Below are 22,620 nucleotides of genomic sequence, written 5' to 3'. Positions count from 1 at the left end.
TAATATGGAAATCAATAAACCTGAGTATGTTTTACTTGATATACAAGCTAAAACAAAAGACTCAATTCTAAAAGAGATTTCTGAAAAGGCATTCGCATTAAAGCTTTCAACTAATGTTGATGATCTTTATCATGCTTTTTTAGAAAGAGAAAAAGAATCATCAACAGGATTGCAAGATGAATTTGCAATTCCTCATGCAAGAACTAAGGCAGTTGATAAACCTGCTTTGTTATTTGTTAGATTACAAGAAGGTGTAGATTGACAAGCAATTGATAACAAACCAACAAAATATTTATTTGTTATCTTAGTGCCTGATAATGCTAATAATGAGCATTTAGAAATCTTATCTAAAGTTGCAGTAATGATGATGGATCAAACTTTAGTTGCTAAATTAAAAAGCTTAAATGATCCAGTAGAAATTAGTAATCTTATTGTTGTTACTCTTGAAGATAAGATGAAAAACGATCAACCACAAGCAAATGATAATAATCAAAAAAATGAGAAATTTATTGTTGCTCTAACTGCTTGTCCAGTTGGTGTTGCTCATACATATCTAGCTGCAGAAAAACTAAATGAAACTGCTAAAAAATTAGGTTATCAAATTAAGGTTGAAACTCATGGTTCAGCTGGTGTAAAAAATGATTTAACTCAAGAAGAAATTGATAAAGCAGATGTTATATTAGTTGCTGCTGACATCGGATTAGATTTAAGCAGATTTAACGGTAAAAAAGTATATAAAACAGCAATCAAACCTGCAATTCATGAACCAGAAAATTTAATTAATAAAGCTTTAAATGAAGCTAAAATTGAAGAAATAAAATCTACTAGTTTTAACCAAAAAACATTAGGTGAAAAAACTGGAGTAATGAAGCATATTTTAGCTGGTGTTTCATACATGGTTCCTTTTGTTATTCTTGGTGGTATTTGTATTGCGATTGCCATTGGTCTTGGTAAATTGATTTACGGTCAATCATACAGTGCTGTGCCTGGTGATTTCTTCTATTACTTAGAAAAAGTTGGAGCTGTTGCTTTCACATTAATGATCGGGGCACTTGGTGCTTATATAGCTAATTCGATTGGTGGAAGAGCAGCAATCGCTCCCGCATTTATTGTTTCGGTATTGGCAAATACAGTTGATGCAATTTTCCCGATTGCAGGCATTAAAGTAGCAACTGCCATGGGATTTGTTGGATCAATTTTCTTTGGGTTAGCAATTGGTTATACAGTTAAATGAATTAATAGTTGGAATATTAATAAAACTATTTCAGCTATCATGCCGATCTTTGTTATTCCATTAGGTGTTGGATTGTTCTATGGATTATTAGCAATCTTCGTAGTTGGTGCGCCTGTTGGTTGGTTAATGGATAAATTCATAAATGCTTTAAAAACAGCATTTACTGATGGTAATATTGGTGTTGGTTTAGGTATTGGATTAGGAATTCTAATTGGTGCTATGGCTGGATTTGATATGGGTGGTCCAATCAATAAGGTTGCATTCTTAACATGTTCAGCATTAATTACTTCTAAAGTGTATGAACCAATGGGGATGATGGCTGCTGCCATTCCTGTGGCTCCACTGGGTATGGGATTATGCACAATGATTTTCAAAAAGAAATTCAATGAAAATGAAAAAACCATGGGTGTGAGTGCTTTCATTATGGGGATTATTGGTATCTCAGAAGGTGCAATTCCGTTTGCTGTATCTGATCCTAAAAAAGCAATAGCTTCAAACGTTGTAGGTTCTGCAGTTGCTGGTGCAATTGCTGGTGGATTAGGTGTAACTAATACTGCTGCACATGGTGGACCAATTGTTGGTTTCTTATTAGCTGTATCTTCAAACCACGAACAAGGTTTAGCTTGAGGGTTACCATTCTTCTTTGTAGCAATCATTGCTGGAACATTAGTAACTTGTTTCATGTATGGTTTATTAAGAAAAGTTGAACAAAAAGAAACAACTAAAACATTACCTAAAAATTGATTTTCTTTCTTTAAGAAAGAAAAATCAAACACACAAGTTAAAGGAGCGTAATGATAGTTATGAAAAAACAAATCTTCAAAACTAAAAAACAAAAGAATCGTTTCTTATTTGTGTTTATTGCTTGTTTAACTATTATTTGTTTAGTAATCGGAATTGCCTTCTTAGTTAGTTCATCAAAAGAATACACTGATCAAGTTAGTCGCACAAAAGATTATTTAAACATCAATAGCATCAAATCTGCACTTCAAGAAAATAATTGAAACCCTGATGGTGTCAATCTTGGTAAATGACAAACTGAATTAAGTTCATACCCATCAAATAATCAACAAGAATTACAACCTTGATTTGAAAACAAAATTCAAGAAATTATTACAGATCAAAAACTAATAAAAGAAGTTGATGTTCCTTTGTTTGCTTATGGAATTTTCTTAACAGTTATGGGTGTAATTACAGGTATTGGAACTTGATTATTTGGTAACAGTATCTTTAACAAAAAATACCAAAACCAACAAAACAATTAGTTAATTAGTTTATGAAATTAAAAACCCTTAAAATCACTCCACATTTTGAATACCGTGTATGGGCTGGAGATCAGATTAAACAACATTTTAATCTAGAAGAAAATAGTATTGGTGAAGCATGAATTATCTCAGCATTAAAAGATAAATCTTCAACAATACAAAATCTTAATAAACAGAGCTTATTAGATTTTTATAACAATAAGGATAATGCTTATTTTTTTAATAATTACAACTTAAATAATCCTTATCCGTTGTTATCTAAAATTATTGATGCTAATGCAGATTTATCCGTTCAAATTCATCCAGATAATGCTTATGCTAAACAGTTTAATTCACTAGGTAAAACTGAGTGTTGATACATCTTAAATACCAAGCCAAATAATAGTATTGTTTTAGGTCATAATGCTAAGTCGTTAGCTGAATTTAAACAGATGGTTGAAAACAATCAATGATCAGATTTATTAAAACAAAAACCAATTAATAAAAATGATTTTATTTATGTGGAATCAACTAAAATTCACGCAATTAAAGGTGGTAGTTTAATCTTTGAATTACAACAATCATCTGACATTACTTATCGGGTTTATGACTATGACCGTTTGGATAAAGGTAAGAAGCGTGAACTGCATTTAGATCATGTTTATAATCTAGTTAAATGTCCTGATGTTATTATTGATCAACATCAAGTATCAAATAAAAGTGATTATTTAGTGGCTAATGATTTATTTCATTTAAAAGAAATTAATAATAAGAACAAAACTAAATATAAATTTAATGATGCTGAGTGATTACAAGTCACAATCATTGAAGGATCTGGTTATATTAATGATTTATCAGCCCAACAATATGATTCATTTTTAGTAGCTCATAACCAAGATCTAATTATTGATGGATCAATTAAGTGTTTAGTTTCTTATGTAACTAAATAAGAGCAATTAATAAAAAATTAACCCCTAAGATTTTCTTAGGGGTTTTGTATTTTAATAATGATATTATTTGAATTTATAGTTGCTAATTTGACTATAAACATTCTGATCATTTAAAAAAGAACGATATTCTTTTTCGGATTTAATGGTTCATAAATTTAATAAAAGATTGTAACTATTAATTAAATCTTTATGTTGATAATATATCTTAGTTCATGGGTGTAAGTAATCAACAGTTGATAATACTTCTTTTTTAGATACAGATAATAATTGCGTTTTGGTTCAGAATAAGAATCCTAATTTCCATTTTGGATTAATTGCTTTTAATCTTTTTAAACTATTAAAGTTAAATGAACTAAATATAACTTTTTGTTCTAAACCAGGATATTGAATACATAGATCATTAATTCTTTGTTCGATGTTTTCATATTGGATTACATCGGTTTTGATTTCGATGTTAATTACTTTAAAACCATCTTGATTTGCATACAGATCTAAGAAGTCTTTTAATGTTAATAATTTTTGTGCTGGAGTTGATATTTTAAAGCATGATGAATAATCTAAATTAACTAAATCATGATAGTTAGTATTAGCAATAATTTTATCCATTTTTGCCGTTCTTTTTGTATTTTCATCATGAATAATAACTAATTCATAATCCTTAGTTTGATGCACATCAAATTCAACGCCATCAAAGCCAAAAAGTAAGGCTGTATCAAATGCTAATTTAGTGTTTTCAGGAGCAATAGCACAATACCCTCTGTGGGCTAATAATAATTGTTTTTTCATAGTTTATTTTTCAGCGCGAACGCGCATATAACGAATGTTGTATTTTGATAAGAATTTGTAATTTGAAATATACACAGCAATACCAGCAACCAATCCAACTAATGCAGTAACAATCGCCATAATTGCAATAATCTGATAACCAGTTTGACTAGTATATGAAATATTATCAGCATTAGTTATTGTGTATTTATTTTGCACAGCACCAGCAATCGCATAAAACCATGCATCTGAACTAAATCCAATAAAACTTAATGTTGCGATTGCTGCTCCGCTAGATTTTTTGGGAACTACTACTTCGTTGATAATAACAAATCTTAAAGTTACCATGATCCACGCAAACACAGATGTCAATAAGAATAATAACACCATTAAGATTGTTGCTGTTAATTTATATCCATCACTCATGGTATCAAATAGATTAGTTCTCGCACTTAATGAAATACCAGGTAATAAGATGATTACTATTGATGTGATAATGCCAACAACCAACATAATTAATAAGAATAAAATCAAAGATTTTAACTTATCAGAAAACTTACCTATTAATGTTGATACTAAAAACCGCATTCCGTATAACCGAATACCAGCAATCACTGATATTACGATTGTGCTAATTGTTGTTACATTAGTAATCATTTGGAATAAATAATATGCCAATACTGATTGGAACATATACATTCCCATAACAAAGAAAGCTAATGCTCATATTTTTCATTCAGTTAATGCTGTGAATAATTTTCTAGGTGATAAAGCGAACTTTTCATGTGTTTCATATTCTTTGACATAAAACAATACGCCAAATGAAGCTAAGATTAATAAAACAGCAAAAGCAATAATATATGAACCAAAAGCAGTTGCTGAAATATGACTTACAACTTCGCTTGAAGTTTGCATTGCTTTAATTGGAAATTTTTCAGCAACTGCTGTGATTGCTATGCCGCCTAAAAAGACAAAAATAAAACCGAATAATCCGTTTAATGAACCTTGCAATCCATAAGCAAAACCTTGATCTTTTTTATCAGCTTGTTGTGATACTAATTTTCATAATGGTGTTCAAAAGAATGGCGTAGAACTTAATCCGTAGATTGCAAAAATTGTGTAATATTGCGGTAATAATTGATTAATTTCTAGTTTTGTATTGCTATTTATAAATACCAATGATCCATATCAAATTGTCATTAAAGCAGTTAGTATTCCACCGATAAATAACAACTTTTTTGAACTAATTTTATCAGCTAAATATCCACCAGGTAATTGAGTGACTAATGTTACTGCTCCAACAATTGAAGTCATATAACTAATATGTTTTTCTTCAACGCCTAAATATAATTGAATGTTGGGAACAAAATTCTTAATGTAATATGGTGCAGCAATTACCAACACATCAATTGCACCTAAAATAAATAATGCAAAAGTTTTCTTTCAACCAAATTCTTTTAATTTAATTCAAATTGATTTTTTATCAGAATTAATTGTTGTTTGTTTAGCCATGCTTTAATCCCCTGAATTTTGCATCACGTGGATTAATGATGGCTAAAATAATATCAACAATAATAAAAGTAACGCCTGCTAAGATAATGATTGGTAAAAAAACATACGCTGTTACTGGATCAAATTCTGCAATCTTACCATCAATTATTCCCCATAATGATAAGGGGATTCCAACCAGAACAAATAACATTTTAGTTGGTGCTGATATTCATTTCTTTAAATACCAACGATCCAAAGCAAATAAAAAACCAAAAATACTTAACAATAAATTAACTTTATAACGCTTGGGAGAATTTTTAGATACAACTCATTCTTCAGGAACTTGTTTTTCTACAAGTTCATTTGAAGCAATTAGTTCTTTGTAACGCTTGATGTCATCATCAATTTCTTTGTTGCTTAATGTGCCAAATTTCATAATTAATATATTTGAAGTTGTCTAGAATGATTTAAAGAATAAACATGGATTTTATTCATAAAAAAACATTCTAAACCTTAGTATTAGCGTAATAAGAAATGTTGAATGATTCACTATATGTGCTTTTGTTTAGCAAAATAAGCATTAGCCATTATTTGATAATAATGAAGCAATAACCAATAAAAATTTTTTAAAAATGTTAATTAAATAAATTGTGAAAACCCTTAATTAATCAAGTTTCATATAAGATTAATAACAACAAATTATTAATCAATTTACACCAATTTTTCTTTGATTAATTAGGGTTTTTATTTTTTGTTTAATTAAAGGAATTTAATTAACAAATATGTTTTTATTGTTCTAAAATTAAACCATTAATTTTAATGCATATATGATTGAAAAATTATTAGATCGTCGTTCAGAACGTAAATATTCAGATAAACCAATTGAACAAGAAAAGATTCAAAAGTTATTTGAAGTAATTAATAATTCACCCACTTCTAGAAACTCTCAAGACTTTTCAGTAATCGTTGTTGAAGACAAAGAATTACGTGAAAAGATAACTCAAAACAAAGCAGGGCAAAAATTAACTCAACAAAGTCACATTATTGAAGCGCCATTGTTCTTATTGTTCTGTGCTGACTGAAACCGTATGGAACATATGGCAAAACTTAATGATGCCAAGATTGTTACTGATACACATAACAATTTAATTACATCAGCTGGCGATGCTTTTATTGCTGCAACATTTACTCACGCAGCAGCATTATCAATGGGTTTAGGTTGTTGTTATATCGGGTTTGTTAGACACCACATGAAAGAAATCCAAGAACACTTAAATTTAGATGGAAAAATTATTCCGATCATTGGATTAACTGTTGGTTATATTGATACTCAATTAGAGAAAAAACCAAAAGTGAATCACATTTATCAAGGTAAATATGATTTAAAACAATTAAAAGCAGAAATTGAAAAATACGACACTGACATGTTGGCATACTATGACAGCCGATCAGTTAATAAAAAACACAACAAGTGAAGCGAAACAATTTTAACTGCTTATGCTGCTGATGATGAAAGCATTAATGATTACATTAATGAAGTATTCTATAACAAGAAATAATTAACCATCAAATCAGAAAAATAAGCAGCTTTTTTGCTGCTTATTTTTTATCTAAACTTACAAAACAAATAAACATATTCACTAAATAAAAATCATCAATCCAAATTGGACTGATGATTTTTTAAACACTAAATAACTTTATTTCCTAAATCTAATAATGTTGGTGCTTGAACTAAATCAGCAATAAGAACTTTAAACTCTTTAAGTGATGCAAAAGGGAATAATGTTTTAATTTTTTTAGGCATATTTAACGATATTTTTAAATAAATAAGCATAAAAATAATTGATATATTAATCCAGATAATATTTCACATAACTATGATTTGAACAAAATTAAGAAGATCAAAAAAGTCCATTCATCATTCTTCTTCTTTTGTATATACTCTTGCATTTACAACTTTTCCCATATTTTGCAAAGTCACTGCAGGAAAAAATAAAAACAGAATCATTAACACCAAAATTAAATGTCATGATTCAATATGAATATAAGCATTTAATGGTCTTGTTTTCTTAATCAATAGATCATTAGAAATAATATTAGCTTTCTTGTTAGCAAATACAGTTATAAAACCAATGATTATAAGTGCAATGAATATTAATGATGAAATTGGTCAATAAAACCAATTAACTAAATTTAAAGAAGTTTGCATTCCGAAATTGCGAAATCAAATATTAGCAGCAGTTCCTGCTAAACAAAAAATGATGCAACTGCAAAATAGAACTAAAAACTTCTTATCTTTAAATAAAGCCTTCATATAGTTATTATATTTATAAGTAATATATTATCTAAAATAATTTTTAGACATCAATTTTTTTAAACTTATTAAATAAACAATAATTATTGTTTATTCTTCATGTTAAATAATAAGATTCCAGTAGCCACTGACACATTAAGTGATTGAATTTTATCAGTATACATTGGGATCTTTACTTGGTAATCAGCATTCTTAATTAATTGTGCTGAAACACCTTTTTGTTCGTTACCAATTACTAAAATTGCTTTATTAGCATATTCTTGATTATAGTCCTCAGCTTGGTCACTTAAATTAGATACATAAGATCAATAACCATACTTATCTTGAAGATCTTTGATTGCATAAGATAGGTTTGCGACTTCAACTAAATTAAGATAAAAACAAGCACCTAATGAAGTTTTAATGACGGTGTTATTGATTCTTGCTTGGTTGTCTTTTTTAAAGATAACACCATCGACATTAGCAGCTAGACAAGTTCTTAGTATTCCCCCGAAATTTCCAGGATCTTGGATCTGATCTAAGACAACAATGATGCTTTGTTGTTTATCTTTAAGTTTATGACAAAGTTCGTTAAATGAGATAGTTAAGCTGTTGTTATCTAATTCTGCGACAAACCCTTGATGGTTAAGTTGATCACGGTATTGGTTATCAAATCATTTTAATGAATGAAGCTGATACTCAATGTTTTTTTGTTTAATTAGTTTTAGGATTATAGGATCTTCTTTATGTAAGAAGATCTTATTAATCTTTAAGTCATTTTTTAAACCTTCATAAACAGTGTTATAACCAAATAAACATAAGCGTTCTTTTTTGGTTTTATGTTTATTATTGTTTTGAGGTTTAAATTGTTCTTTCATATATTTCTATCTTTAAATTACAGTAATTTGCGATTAATTAGTTTCTGACGGATTTCATCAGCTTTTTCATAATCTTTATTGTTCATTAATTCAGCTCAATGATTAATTTGTTCATTTAAATGTTCGTTGTGAATCATATCAGGAACAATGCCATAGATTTCCAGACATCACATTAGTTGTTGGTATGCTCAAATGTTTTCAGTGACATTTTTATGAGCAATTGCTTCGTTCATTGTTTTGATTAGATCTCAGATCGTTTTTGTTGCGTTAGCAAAATTTAAATTATCATTCAATGAATCCTTAAATTCTTTACATAATAATGCTGTGGTAGGAATTGCTAACTTATTAACCACAATATAAGTGCGAAAACGATTTACTGTGCTAATAATTTTTTCAATATCTTTTTGAGCTGATTTAATCACATTACCATCAAAGTTTAATGGTTGTGTGTGAGCTGTATTATAAAACACCCATCTAATGGCACGATAGTCATAAGATTCAATTAAATGTTTTACATAAATAAAGTTGTTAAGAGATTTTGACATCTTTTGATTTTCAATCAAAAGATGACCAACATGAACTCAACAATCGGCTAAATTTCTCTTATATAATGCTAAATTTTGAGCATTTTCATTCTCATGGTGTGGGAATAATAAATCAATCCCTCCACCGTGGATAATAAAGCCTTTTTGATGAAATGCTTGATCAATAATATAAGAACATTCAGTGTGTCAACCAGGACGACCTAGTCCAAATACTGAATTTCATTTAATGCCTTCATTAGTTTGTTTTCATAAAACAAAGTCATTTGGACTAGTTTTATTTTCATTGCTCTTAACGCGATGACCACTAATTTGTTCTTCTAATTTACGTTTAGATAAAATTCCGTAATCTTGAATTTTTGAAGTATTGAAATAAATATCATTATCCAATTTATAAGCATAACCTTGCATATATAATTGATCAATATATTTAGCTATTCCTTCAATATGATCAGTTACTTTAATGATGGTTGGCATCTTGATGTCAAGCTTTTGTAAGATTTCAAAATAAGCTTGCATATAACGTTTAGATATTTCAGTTTCAGTAACGTTTTCTTTTAAAGATTGGTTAATAATTTTGTCATCAATATCAGTAATATTATGAACAAAATTAACGGTTTTATTCGAATGTTCTAATAATTTACGAATCACATCAAAGGTAACAATCGGTCTTAAATTACCAATATGGATGTGGTCATAAACAGTCGGTCCACAAACATAAATATTGATTGTGTCATCTTCAATATTTATGTTTGTTTTAGTTAAAGTATCATAAAGTTTCACGGTATTTATTCGTTTCAAATTTCTTCATTAATAATAAGAATATTTAGTTCTTTTGCTTGGTTGACTTTCTTGATTGTTGGCTTGCTTCCAACTAAAAGATAATCAACATTTTTGGACACGCTACTAACAAATTTAATTTTATATTTTAAAGATAATTTTTTAATAATTTCATTGCGAGGAATATTAAAACTACCAGTAATCACGAACTTTTTATCATAATAAATTGAGTTCGTATCAATCAGATCATGATTGATTTCTTCCTTGGTATTAATGCCGATGTTTTTTAATTGATCGATTAAATGCCAATTATCTGGGTTTGAAAAATAACTATAAATTGATTGAGCTGTCACATTGCTAATATCAGGTAATTTTATGTAATCATCAATTGTTAGTGTTTTTAATTGATAAATATCATTATAAGTATTAGTTATTGATTTGGCTGTGGCAATACCAATAAATTTAATGTTTAATCCTGCTAATAATCGATAAACTTCCCGATTTTTAGAATCATTAATACTATTAATTAACTTATCAAATGATTTCTTTTGAAATCTGAAATTATATTTCAGATTTGATTTTTGGAATCCTTTTTTTAATCATGGTTTAATGATTAAATTTTCATATTGATAAAGTTTATAAATATCTAAAACATTATTAATAAATGTTTGGTTATCATCAGCTAATAATTCCAACTTATCAGGGTTATTGTCAGCATATCCTTGATCAATTAATTCGTTGTATTCTTTAATCACATCATTGACTTTGGTATTAAAGAATAATTCTAATGTTTGTTGACTTAATCCTTCGATGTTCATGATTGATTTAGAACAATAATAAATTAAGTATTGCAAGCGTTTTTGCTTACAATCATCATTGATGCAATACCAATCAACCTCTTCTGGTTTTTTAACTAATTGTGATTGACAACTTGGACATGTGAAATCATAGCTAAATTTAATTGCATTATTTGGTCGTTTTTTAAAATCAACACCAATAACTTTGGGAATAATTTCAGCAGCTTTAATTAAATAAACATAGTCATTAATTCTGATGTCAAGTTCGTTGATATAATCATAATTATGCAAGGTCGCATAAGTAATAATTGAACCTTCTAATTCAACAGGTGATAGTTGAGCAACAAATGTTAATTTACCTGTTCTACCAACATTAAGAATAATGTTTTCTAATTTGGTTTGCACTTGAGTGGCTGCAAATTTATAAGCAATTGCTCATTTAGGAAACTTAGAAGTATAACCAATGGCTTCGTAATTGCTAAACTCATTATATTTAACAACAGCACCGTCAATGCGATAATCTAAGTTATTTTTATTAGCTTCTAATCATTTAATTTGATCATGTAAATTGTTAATGTTGTTAAATAATTTAATTTCATTAGCAACATTAAAACCTCATTTTTTTAATTGTTCAATTACTTCATATTGAGTTTTAAAACCAAGTTCATAAGCATTAGGAACATAGTAGAAAAAAGCATTAAGTTTACGTTTTGCCACCTCAGAAACATCCAGATTTCTTAAACTACCAGAAGCATAGTTTCTAGAGTTGGCAAACTTCTTATCTTCTTCACGATCAGCGTTGATTGCTTCAAAATCTTTGTTAGAAACAAACACCTCACCACGGATCACGATCTTATCAAAATCACAATCAATTTTTAAGGGAATAGTTTTAATGGTTTTAATGTTAGCAATCACGCTTTCACCAACAACACCATCACCTCGTGTTAATGCATCAACTAATAAACCTTTTTCATATATTAATGAAATTGATAAACCATCAATCTTAGGTTCTAAAACATAAGCATTATCAAGGGTTTTGCTAATCTTGGCAATATTTTCATTAAAGTTAAGAAGTTCTTCTAAATTAAAACAATTATTTAATGACAACATCAAATAATCGTGCTTAACTTTAATAAACTTATTATTAATCGATGAACCAACTCTTTGGGTTGGAGAATAACTTAAAACATATTGGGGATATTGTTTTTCGTATTCTAATAAAGTTCTGTATGCATTATCATACACTTCATCAGGGACACTTGGGTTTGATAATACATAGTATTCATGTTCTCATTTAGTTAATTTTTTAACTAAATCAACAATTGTTTCATAAATTTTATTATCTTGGTTCATAACAATTCAGTTATTTATTATTGCTTAATAAATAAAAAAAGAGTGCTAAAACAATACGCACTCTTAACTAAGTAAATTAAATATGAAATATTTATTAAATGAGGTTTTAATGGAGCAGATGACGAGAATCGAACTCGCGTCTAAACCTTGGCAAGGTCTCGTTCTACCATTGAACTACATCTGCATTAAGTTCTGATATATTTTAACACAATTAAATTAATCAAATTTAATATGACAATATCCAGATGGATTTTTTAATAAATAATCTTGGTGATATTCTTCTGCAACAAAATAGTTTCGCAATCTTAAAACTTCGGTAACAATTGGTTTTTTATAACGACCTTGAGCTTGAGCTAACTTAGATTTTAAGATTGTTTCATCGTCATTATCAACAAAATAAAAACCGCTGCGATATTGTGTGCCAACATCGTTTGCTTGGTAATTTAATGTTGTTGGATCAACAACCTTTAAGAATAAATCAACAATTTCTTCAAGGGAAATAATTTGATCATCATAAGTTATTTCAACAGTTTCAACAGCACCAGTTAGACCACTACATACTTCTTTGTAGCTAGGATTTTTTCATTCAGGTTTAGCATTTGCATAACCAACTGATGAACTAATAATTCTTTGTGTTCTTCTGAAATATTCTTGAACTCCCCAAAAACAACCACCAGCTAAATATATTTTTTTAATCATGATCAAAACCTTTATCTGCTTTATTCTTAGAAATAGATAAGATATAATTTAAGATATTAACATTTTTTAATTTTGTTATTAAATGATCAATAAAATCCTGGAATATTACTTTCAAGATAGTGAATTAGTGCGCGGTAAAAACTTAGTTAACCGCAAAACGGTTAATCTAAAGTATGTGCAAAAAGATAATGATTTAATCTTGAAATCATTGATCCAAGATGACGAACAACAAATAGCAGCATCAGTTAGTTTAGATTTAAAAACTGAGAAATTATATGACTTACAATGTTCGTGTGATTATGCTGAATACTGTCGCCATATTGCAGGGACTTTATTTGCTGCTTATTTAAAGTTAAAAGAAACTTTTGATCAAGAAGAAAAGAATAATAAAAAACAAGAAATCTTATTAAACAATAAGATTCGTGAAACTAGAATTAATAATGCAACAAAAGCTTGGTTTAGTATTGAATCATTAAAAAAATCTTTTAATAGCACTAGGCTTGCAATCTTTTTAAATGTTGATGATTATAAATTCAAACTTGTTAATGAAAACTATTTCTTATTAAAACAAGATTGAATGAATAAAAACGAAGTTAGTTTTTATGTTTCATATGAAAAAGTTAAAACACCAGTTAAATTAATTAAATTAAAACTGGATAGTGATCTTTTTAAATACCAAGATCTATACATGTTTTGGTATTTAATTTATCTAAGCAATTTAACTTCATTAAATGATGAACCATTCTTAAAAGAAGGTTCTTATTTAAATAGTGACATCAGGATTAGCAACCCCAATATGTATGGGTTAAATAATGTTGATAGTTTTAAAGAATTCTTATTAAGATATGACCAATCAAACTATAGTCCTGATGAAGATTTAGTTGATGAAATACTATCTTGTTTTAATGAATGCACTTTTATCAATTCTGCGAAAAAAAGTGACAATAAAATTGTTTTAACCAACATTAAAGGTGATGTTTATCAACTAAGTTTACAAACATTTGTTGATAAAAAATGAGTTGATTATTTAAGTCATTATTTATCAAAAGATCATAAGTTAATTCTTAATACTTTTAATAGTGTTTTGGATGATAAACAACTTAATCATGATGATTTAAAAAAGGTATCAATTACATCTAAAGAATTCTTAGATCTTTATATTAGTTTAACCAAACTTGGGTTTGAAAAAATCTATTTAGATAACCAAAAAGAAAGTGTTGAATTGGTTAATTATTTACCTAGAGCTGTTTTATTTTTGGGTTTTGATAATAAAAAAAATGCAGCCATCATTAACCTTGTTTTTAATTACAAACGTGATAAGAAAAATCACATTGTTTATTATGGTGAAAAGAATAATTTAAATAATCAAAGAATGTTTTTATACGAAGAAAACATTTATGATTTCTTCTTTAAAAAAGTGGTTGATAAAAAACTTTTATCAAGACTAAAAAAGAATTTAGTTTCTTATGATGATTTAAATGAATTAAAGAATTTAAGTGATAAGTTTTCTAAGAATGATCATTTCCAAATTAAGTTGTTAGATAGTTTTGTTAAAGAACAAAAACTTATATTTAACATTAAAAACTTTAAGAAAATTGAATCCAATGATCATCTTATTAAATTAAGTTTAGAAGATTTTAATTACGATCTTGCTTTTATTAAGGATATTGTAAGTTCTTATTTATTATCCAAAGAAGTTTATGTAAGTAGTAATGGTTATTACAATTTACAAGATCCAGATAACCAAGAATTCTTGCAATTTTGATCTAAATTTGATTTTTATGGAATTAAGAAAATCAATAACAAAACATTGATATTTAACAAATATCGTTTGTTAGATTTGTATAATGCTTTTAAAAATTATGATGCTTATTTCCATCAAATTGCAGACAAAGACATCATCGAATTAATTGATGGTGTGTTCAATAATACTTTTAATAAAAACATTAAAATTAACGAGCCATTTAATAAAATCTTATGACCTTATCAACAAGAAGGTCATAAGTGATTACGCACCATGCAAAAGTTTGGTTTTGGTGCAATTATGGCTGATGATATGGGGTTGGGTAAAACGATCCAAACAATCTCAGTTATTTCGCAATATTATCAAGATAATCCTAAAGAAACCAAACAAAGTTTAATTGTTGCTCCAACTTCTTTATTATTAAATTGAGCGAATGAATTTAAAAAATTTGCTCCTAATTTAAACATCTCAATCATCACAGGTAAGGGTGTTAATCGTAAAGAAATTATTAATTCTAACGATCATTTAGTTGAGATCACTACTTATTCTTCTTTTAGAAGAGATAAAGCTTTCCATGTTAAAAAAGATTATGCATTCATCGTATTAGACGAAGCTCAAAGCATTAAAAATGCTTCATCAATTTTATCCAAAGAAATTAAAGGCTTAAAAGGTGCTTATAAGATTGCTTTAACTGGAACAGTTATTGAAAACCGTTTATCTGAATTGTGATCAATTTTTGATTTCGTTTTACCTGGTTTTTTTGGTTCGATTTCAGATTTTAATATGAACTATACTAGTTCAATTGAACGTGATGAAAGAATGAATCAAGAAGCAATTGATCGATTAAAAAAGAAGATCCGTCCGTTCATTTTAAGAAGAACCAAAGAAAAAGTATTAAAAGATTTACCACCAAAAACACAAACGGATTTATTGGTTGAATTATCTGACGAACACATGAATTTTTATCGTCAGCGAGAATCGATAATAAAAGAACAAATTTTAGAGATTATTAAATCAGATGGTAATTCTAAAAAAGGTCTAGGAATTTTATTGGCAAAATTATTAAATGAATTACGCCAAATATGTTGTTCTCCAAGACTAATTGATCCAAATGTTAGTTGTGAAAATATCAAATTTAATGCTGTAATGGATATTGTCAATAATGCGATGAAAAATAACAAGAAAATCTTGTTATTTAGTCAATATTTAGGTGTTATTGATCAGTTCAAAAAAGAATTATCAGCAAAAGGAATTAATTACTTCGTATTAACAGGTGATACACCCAAAGAAGTCAGATTGCAATATGTTAATGAGTTTAATAATTTAAACAAACCAGCAGTGTTTATTGCTTCATTAAAAGCTGGTGGTGTTGGATTAAACCTAACAGGTGCTGAGATCGTGATTCATTATGATTTATGATGAAACTTGGCATTGCAAAATCAAGCAACAGACCGTGCTCACCGAATTGGGCAAAAAAACCATGTTCATGTTTATCGAATTATTGCTGCTAATACAATCGAAGAACGAATTGTTGCAATTCAAGAACGTAAAAAAGAATTAGCCAGCAAATTAATTCAAGAAACAGATAATAGTTTAAGTTGGTTGAATGTAAAAGATATTTTATCTCTATTTGAATAACGCTATTACAAGGTGTTATTTTTATATAAATTTCTTAAATTACATAAGATAATTTAAAGAAATTCAAGACAAAACCAAAAAAATATTTTATAATACGGAGATAAAATGTATCATTTGTAAATATAGCTTATGTTTAAATTTTTAACTGACACAAAGTTGGCAGACATAGCTTTTGAGTTTGCCAACAAGGTTATAAAACAGTTGCAAGCTAGTTTAGAAAAACATTCTATTGATACTAAGGTGCATATTTTTGGTGAAACAAAAGAACGTTTAGCCAATAAAATTAATGAAGAATCATTTGATTATGATTTCCACATAGAAATCCTTAGGCCACTAGTTGTTGAAAAAACTAGGAATAGTCAAGAATTAAAAGCTTTAGTTAGACAACTTCTTGATGAAATCTTGGCAACTGAATTGCCAGAAGCAAAAATCAAAACCGAAGATGTAATCGTTGGTTTGGTTGCTAAAAATCTTTATATACAAGGTTATGAATCCAATAAATTCAATATTGATGTAAAGATTTATAAATTTGATGGAAAAGATTATTTTTTATTAAAAAACCATAAAAACAAAAACTTCCAGGTCTGAAACCGTACTACTAGTTTGGATGACATAAAAGATAGATTTGATTTAGTAGGATCAGAACCTGTTGCATGAGATGAATTTAAAGAAAGATATTTATATTGAAAGAATAAATATCTTGAACTAAACAAGAAAACACCGTTATCTTGTAGTTGTAAAATTCAAGCAGTAAACGATATATTTAATAAATACTGACAAAATCAGTAATAGTTAATTGCTTGGATTTAATTTTTCAAAAACATTAGATTATTTTTAATGAAAGATCACTTAAAACGAAGCGTTGCTTTATTTTAAGTGATTTTTATTTATTTCAGTTTGATAATAAAACCCTAAAATGAAGATGTTTATATAAGTAGTTATTTCTATAAGTTTTATTGCTAAATTTAACTTATTAAATTGTTGATTTAAAGAAAACTTTTAAACGATTTATCACTTAAATTTAATAACAAATTTAGCAAACTAATCCAGTGTCCTTGTTTTTTTTTTTTTTGAAAGAATAAAGAAAATTAACAAAAAAACAAAATAACAAATTTAATATGATGGATAAACAGTTAGAATTACGTAATGAAATTGATGATATAGAAAGAGCTTATAAAAAATTTAAGAAAAAAAGTAATGCTCTCATAGGTAATATAATAATTGCGCATCTTGGAATTATTTTTTTAATAATTAAAGAAGTTCTTGATGTGTTGAAAACATCATATTCAAATTCATCTACCTTTGGTAGCATTGTACTGACTAGTATTTTGCCTTTAATATTTATATTGGCAGGAGGATTAGCCGCTTTAATTCTTAGTATTATAATTCCAACGAAATATGGAAGAATTTATGGCCAAATCAGTTCTACTCCAACAGTGCTGATTATCTTAGGAATATTTATATTAACTATCATTTTAACACCCATCGGTTTAAGTATTGCTTCTTCAAATTTCAAAAAATTAATTAAAGATAAACAAAACGAACTACTAAACATTCAATATATGCAAAGTAATTTTGTTAATAATCAAAATTCAACACCATTAAACAATCCATCACAATCTTAATCAAAGATCGCATAATAAGTTTTTAAAACATTCTTAAAATATACAAAATTTTACAATCAAATTTATTGAAAAAAAATCAATTTAATTAAATGCATCACATGATGCATTTTTATTTTGCTTTTATCGTTAAAAATCAATTTTTATCTTATAAATTTTCTCATTATTTTTCATCAAAAATATCAAAACTAATATTCATGTTTTATCAATCCATATTAATAAAAATGATTAAGAATTTAATAACCAATTATTAGTTTATTTTTCTAGGTTTATTTTTAAATAAAAATATCTATGAGAAAATGAGAATGATGGCCTTGGCTTATCATTTTAAAAATAACATATGATTAAAAATTACTTAAACGACAAAAATATCTTTATCAATGTTGATGCTAAATCTAAGAATGAAGTGTTTCAAGAAGTCTTTAATTCACTAAAAAATCAAGGGTGTGTTGATGACAAATATCTTGATTCAATGATTCAAAGAGATCAGCATGCTAGTGTTGCGATTGGTAACTATATTGCTATTGCTCATGGCACTGTTGAAACCAAAGATTTAATTAAAAACAATGGCATGTGCTTTTTAGTTTTAAAGAATCCAATTCAATGAGATGGTAATGAGGTTAAAGTTGTCTTGGGATTAGCATTCATTGGTGATGAAGCAATGGATGTAATTGGTAATATTGGTGTGGCTTTTTCTGATGAAGATGAAGTTAAAGATTTTTATTATCAAAACGATTTAACAACTCAAAAAGTTTTAGACTGATTAATAAGTCATGATGAATAAACTTATTGCTTATATTAAGCAATAACCTAATTCAATTAACTAAATAAATTTATAGAAATATATGTCTAATCTGAAAATTAAATTCATAAATTATTTAAAAACACATGGTTGAATTTATCAGAAAAAAGAAGATGATTCCCAGCGTGTTTTTAAAAGAAAAGCTGATTCTGGAGTTCGCCAGAAGATCCAAAAATTTGGATCATTCATGGGCGGAATGATTATGCCAACAATCGGTGTTTTTATTGCCTGAGGTTTATGGGCTTCTGCTTTTTTATATAACAATGCCAATAGTCATGGTTGGTTTATTGCCCCTGAATTAGGTCAATTGGTAGGTGTTGGAATTAAATGGTTATTACCTTTATTAATAGCCATTAATGCAGGTAAGATGATATACGGAATTCGGGGAGCGGCATTATCTGCATTTTTAACCATCGTTATTATTGTTGGAACAACAACCATTTGAAACCAATATGGTGCTGGGGATGTTGTTTATGAATATACTGCTGAAAATTATAAATTCTACCAAGGTCAAGAATTGATAACTGGAACTAATGCTAAACAATATTTTATTGTTCAAACTAATGGTTTCAGAGTAATGGGAACTACAACATATAATGCTTTAATTAATAGAGAAGTTTTCAATGGTTTTGCTGGAAGAGATCCCAACCAAATTATTGGAGCAATGATTGTAGGTCCATTAGGAACTAAGATTTTTAAAACAATCGAAGAAAACTATATTGATAGTGTTAAGCCTGGTTTTGAGATGCTAATTCGTAATTTTTCATTAGCAATCATCGGAATTTTATTAGGCTTAATATTATTTTATGCATGACCATGGATTATGTATGGAATTACCTTATTAATTACCTTAATTATTCAAGGTTTTGGTCAAAATAAATACATATATCCAGTTTTAACAATTTTCACTGAACCTTTAAGAACAATCTTCTTAAATAACGCTTTAAACTATGGGGTAATGGCCCCATTGGGTTTAAATGATATTTCTCAACAACAAATTGCAGGCATAGAAAATCCGCATTCAATTTATTATTTATATGCAGGTAATGGTGGTCCTGGTTTAGGGTTGTTGCTATCATTTGTTATTTGGAAAAAAGGAGCAGAAAGAGCTAATGCTTCTGGTGCTTCATTAGTTCAATTTGTTGGTGGAATTCACGAAGTTTATTATGTTTATGTAGTGCAAAGACCAATCTTTATTATTAGCACTATTCTAGGTGCTGCTAGTAGTATGGCTGTGTTTAGTTTTGCTGATGGTGGTGCTTCAACAATTGTTTCTCCTGGAAGTATTATTTCAGTGATTTCAACATCACCAACACCAAAACTGATCGGAATTAATGTTGCAGGGGTTTTAACTGGTGCTGTTGTTACTTTCTTATCTGCTTCAATTATTCATTGAATTCAAAAAAATAAAATGGGTTCAGTAGAACAACAACAAATTAACTTTAGTGATGAAGGTATGAGTTTTACTACTAAAACTGATATTTCATCAGCTGCAACTAAAAAGTTTAGTTGAGCTAATGTTAAAAAATTAGTTGTTGCTTGTGATGCTGGTATGGGATCTAGTGCGATGGCTGCTGGTATTATTAAAAAATGAGTTAAAAACAACAATGTTGAAGTTCAAGTATCCAACTGCGCACTAAAAGATTTACCGAATGATGCTGATGTTGTTGTAACAACAAATGTGTTTGAGAAATTTGCCAAAGATAAAGTTCCTAATGCTTTTGTTTATCCTGTGGCTAAATTCTTAGATAAAGGTGCTTATGATCAACTATATACAAACCTTAAAGATAAACCTGTTAGTGAAATAATAATTGATCAGCCAAGCAATAATAAAGAAGAAGTTAAAGTTACTAAAAAAGAATTAAAACCTCAAACTAAAAAATGATTTAATAATCTTTCAATTTTAACTAAAACACAAACATGATTGTTTGTAATGTTAATTTTAGGAGCAATCATTTTAATTGTTGATGCTGTGTTATTTGATAGAAACACATTAAAATACAACACAATTCTAAGTTACACACCTACTGAAAATGGAATTAATATTACAGCAGATATTAAATCAACAAGTGGAGCTTTATCAAATTTCTTGTTTGCTCAGATTGGTTTAACAATATTTATTGCAGCTTTACTTGCATTTAATATTTATTATCTAGCTATCTTATTTAAAACTAATAAGTATAATGAAAACTTTATTTCTAAAAATAAAAAGAATTTCTTAAAAACATTAATCGTTTTAGTTTCATTGGCTGCATTTGGATTATCAATTGCTTTATTAGTTAAGGGAATGTATTACAACCCAACTAGCAATTATTTATATCAATTTATTGGATTAACTCTATCTGCTTATTTAGTGCTAGTTATTTTAATTAAAATCTATTTATTAATCATTAGTAATGGTATTAAAAAACAACTAACTAAAATTGATGATTTAGTAGATGAAAAAAATGAAAATCCACGGGAAAATCTAACAAAAAATAATAATTTAGATAAATTTACTGAGATTAAATTTGAAATAGAAACAACTACAAAATAGGAGCAATGAATATGAAAGAAAAACAACTTAATTTAAGCCTTATTGGCTTAGGCAAAATGGGTGAAGGTTTATTTAAAAACCTTAAAAGAAATAATTATGAAGTAACAGGTTTTGATTTAGATAAATCTAAATATGAATCATTAAAAAAAGAAGGTTTTAAATTAGCTGACAAATTAGAAGATCTGATTGATAAATCTAATAAAAAACAAAACGTTGTTTTTGTATCAGTGCCTTGTGGAAAACCAACAAACGATACTATTAAAAGCTTATTAAAATTGTTACCACCTAAATCAATTATTGTTGATACTGGAAACTCATTCTATAAAGAAACACTTGAAAATAATAAAAAAGCTAAAGCTAAAGATGTTTATTTTGTTGATTGTGGAACCAGCGGTGGTCCTAGCGGTGCGCTTAATGGAGCTTGCATGATGGTTGGTGCTGAACAAGCAGCAATTAATGTTGTTGGACCGATTTTAAAGAAGCTTTGCGTTAAAAATGGTTATCTACATACAGGAGAAGTTGGTAGTGGTCATTTTTGTAAGATGGTTCATAATGGTATTGAATATGGAATTATGCAATCAATTGCAGAAGGATTTCAAGTTTTATATGACAGTGAATATGAATTTGATCTATTAGCTGTTTCAAAACTTTATAATAATGGAAGCGTTATTCGCTCATGATTAATGGAATTAATGGGTGAAGTATTTAAGAACAAAAAAGAATTAGAAGACATCTCTGGAATAGTTAATGCTAGTGGTGAAGGATTATGAACCGTACAAACCGCTCTAGACCAAGGTACACCAGTTCCAGCAATTGCATCAGCATTATTTGCAAGACAAACATCATTAAAACAACCAGATTTATATGCTAATAAATTGTTAGCTTCATTAAGAAATAAATTTGGTGGTCATAGTTTTACTAAGAAAAAATAATATTAAAAATATTTGAAAAATACGGTAAAAACCGTATTTTTTTATTCACCAAATTTTGTTTAAAACGACAATTATATTTATTATTAACAGGTTTTTTTAATTAAAAAAAATCGAAAAAAATAAAAGATTTTTCAATCAAAATTTACGCATAAATTAATACATAAAATTTAAATAAAACTTTTTCTTAAAATTTATATTTCCTTTAATTTCTCATTTATACTAACTAAATTGAATGATTAAAGCCTCTAAAAAATCATTTTTTTATCCAGATTAAATTAGGTGATTATTCATCAAAACCCTTGATTTTACTTGGTTTTGAT

At 27.8% G+C, this 22,620-nt stretch carries 18 protein-coding genes and 1 tRNA gene; 10 read left to right on the top strand and 9 right to left on the bottom strand.

Annotated features, from left to right (window positions below):
- The first annotated feature begins 4 nt into the window (after positions 1-4).
- From JJE79_RS03580 to JJE79_RS03570, 3 genes are read left to right on the top strand one after another with little or no spacing between them, the layout of a single operon-like run.
- Complete coding sequence (locus JJE79_RS03580) at positions 5-2,029, top strand: fructose-specific PTS transporter subunit EIIC (RefSeq protein ID WP_222926322.1); 2,025 nt, start codon at positions 5-7, stop codon at positions 2,027-2,029.
- An 8-nt stretch (positions 2,030-2,037) separates the two neighbouring features.
- A complete protein-coding gene (locus tag JJE79_RS03575) occupies positions 2,038-2,499 on the top strand; it encodes a hypothetical protein (RefSeq protein WP_222926320.1) in 462 nt (153 codons plus the stop codon).
- 11 nt (positions 2,500-2,510) lie between these two features.
- Positions 2,511-3,428: a type I phosphomannose isomerase catalytic subunit gene (locus tag JJE79_RS03570; RefSeq protein WP_222926318.1), complete on the top strand. Its 918-nt coding sequence runs from the start codon at positions 2,511-2,513 to the stop codon at positions 3,426-3,428.
- 63 nt (positions 3,429-3,491) lie between these two features.
- Here JJE79_RS03570 and JJE79_RS03565 read toward each other — a convergent pair whose 3' ends face one another.
- The 3 genes from JJE79_RS03565 to JJE79_RS03555 are packed head-to-tail and all read right to left on the bottom strand — an operon-like array spanning position 3,492 to position 6,120.
- On the bottom strand, positions 3,492-4,214 hold the full coding sequence (locus JJE79_RS03565; RefSeq protein WP_222926316.1) for a glycerophosphodiester phosphodiesterase family protein: 723 nt from the start codon (positions 4,212-4,214) through the stop codon (positions 3,492-3,494).
- Between the two features lie 3 nt (positions 4,215-4,217).
- Positions 4,218-5,705, bottom strand: coding sequence for an MFS transporter (locus JJE79_RS03560; protein ID WP_222926314.1), 1,488 nt, complete (start codon positions 5,703-5,705; stop codon positions 4,218-4,220).
- A complete protein-coding gene (locus JJE79_RS03555; RefSeq protein ID WP_222926313.1) occupies positions 5,698-6,120 on the bottom strand; it encodes an NINE protein in 423 nt (140 codons plus the stop codon). The genes JJE79_RS03560 and JJE79_RS03555 overlap by 8 nt, the downstream gene beginning before the upstream one ends.
- Before the next feature lie 391 nt (positions 6,121-6,511).
- Between JJE79_RS03555 and JJE79_RS03550 the strand changes: the two genes are divergently transcribed.
- On the top strand, positions 6,512-7,243 hold the full coding sequence (locus JJE79_RS03550) for a nitroreductase family protein (protein ID WP_222926312.1): 732 nt from the start codon (positions 6,512-6,514) through the stop codon (positions 7,241-7,243).
- A 128-nt stretch (positions 7,244-7,371) separates the two neighbouring features.
- On the opposite strand, the gene JJE79_RS03545 is transcribed toward JJE79_RS03550, so the two are convergent.
- The 6 genes from JJE79_RS03545 to msrA all read right to left on the bottom strand — a co-directional run bounded on the left by JJE79_RS03545 (position 7,372) and on the right by msrA (position 13,026).
- Positions 7,372-7,998: a hypothetical protein gene (locus tag JJE79_RS03545; RefSeq protein ID WP_222926310.1), complete on the bottom strand. Its 627-nt coding sequence runs from the start codon at positions 7,996-7,998 to the stop codon at positions 7,372-7,374.
- Between the two features lie 83 nt (positions 7,999-8,081).
- Positions 8,082-8,855 (bottom strand): 23S rRNA (guanosine(2251)-2'-O)-methyltransferase RlmB, encoded by a 774-nt coding sequence (gene rlmB / locus JJE79_RS03540; RefSeq protein WP_222926308.1) that lies wholly within the window; start codon positions 8,853-8,855, stop codon positions 8,082-8,084.
- 17 nt (positions 8,856-8,872) lie between these two features.
- Positions 8,873-10,198: a cysteine--tRNA ligase gene (cysS, locus tag JJE79_RS03535; RefSeq protein WP_255565838.1), complete on the bottom strand. Its 1,326-nt coding sequence runs from the start codon at positions 10,196-10,198 to the stop codon at positions 8,873-8,875.
- Positions 10,186-12,327, bottom strand: coding sequence for an NAD-dependent DNA ligase LigA (ligA, locus tag JJE79_RS03530; RefSeq protein WP_222926306.1), 2,142 nt, complete (start codon positions 12,325-12,327; stop codon positions 10,186-10,188). The genes cysS and ligA overlap by 13 nt, the downstream gene beginning before the upstream one ends.
- A gap of 110 nt (positions 12,328-12,437) precedes the next feature.
- A tRNA-Gly gene (locus tag JJE79_RS03525) sits at positions 12,438-12,511 on the bottom strand.
- 32 nt (positions 12,512-12,543) lie between these two features.
- Positions 12,544-13,026, bottom strand: coding sequence for a peptide-methionine (S)-S-oxide reductase MsrA (gene msrA, locus JJE79_RS03520; protein WP_304618330.1), 483 nt, complete (start codon positions 13,024-13,026; stop codon positions 12,544-12,546).
- Positions 13,027-13,108: 82 nt separating this feature from the next.
- On the opposite strand from msrA, the gene JJE79_RS03515 reads away from it, so the two are divergent.
- The 6 genes from JJE79_RS03515 (at position 13,109) to gnd (ending at position 22,300) form a co-directional block, all read left to right on the top strand.
- A complete protein-coding gene (locus JJE79_RS03515) occupies positions 13,109-16,408 on the top strand; it encodes a DEAD/DEAH box helicase (protein WP_222926304.1) in 3,300 nt (1,099 codons plus the stop codon).
- Positions 16,409-16,537: 129 nt separating this feature from the next.
- Complete coding sequence (locus tag JJE79_RS03510) at positions 16,538-17,197, top strand: hypothetical protein (RefSeq protein WP_222926302.1); 660 nt, start codon at positions 16,538-16,540, stop codon at positions 17,195-17,197.
- A gap of 332 nt (positions 17,198-17,529) precedes the next feature.
- Positions 17,530-18,033 carry a hypothetical protein gene (locus JJE79_RS03505; protein WP_222926301.1) on the top strand — a complete coding sequence of 168 codons (504 nt, stop codon included), beginning with the start codon at positions 17,530-17,532 and terminating at the stop codon, positions 18,031-18,033.
- 337 nt (positions 18,034-18,370) lie between these two features.
- Complete coding sequence (locus JJE79_RS03500; RefSeq protein ID WP_222926298.1) at positions 18,371-18,814, top strand: PTS sugar transporter subunit IIA; 444 nt, start codon at positions 18,371-18,373, stop codon at positions 18,812-18,814.
- Between the two features lie 61 nt (positions 18,815-18,875).
- The gene (locus JJE79_RS03495; RefSeq protein WP_222926296.1) at positions 18,876-21,368 is read left to right on the top strand and encodes a PTS transporter subunit EIIC; all 2,493 of its coding nucleotides are present in this window, start codon (positions 18,876-18,878) and stop codon (positions 21,366-21,368) included.
- Positions 21,369-21,379: 11 nt separating this feature from the next.
- Positions 21,380-22,300 (top strand): phosphogluconate dehydrogenase (NAD(+)-dependent, decarboxylating), encoded by a 921-nt coding sequence (gene gnd / locus JJE79_RS03490; RefSeq protein WP_222926294.1) that lies wholly within the window; start codon positions 21,380-21,382, stop codon positions 22,298-22,300.
- Positions 22,301-22,620: the final 320 nt, after the last annotated feature.

It is taken from the genome of Mycoplasma sp. E35C (genome assembly GCF_019873825.1).
Classification (GTDB): Bacteria; Bacillota_I; Bacilli_A; order Mycoplasmatales; family Mycoplasmoidaceae; genus Mycoplasmoides.
Note: the sequence above shows the minus strand (reverse complement) of the source record. Positions and strands in the feature narration are given on the sequence as shown.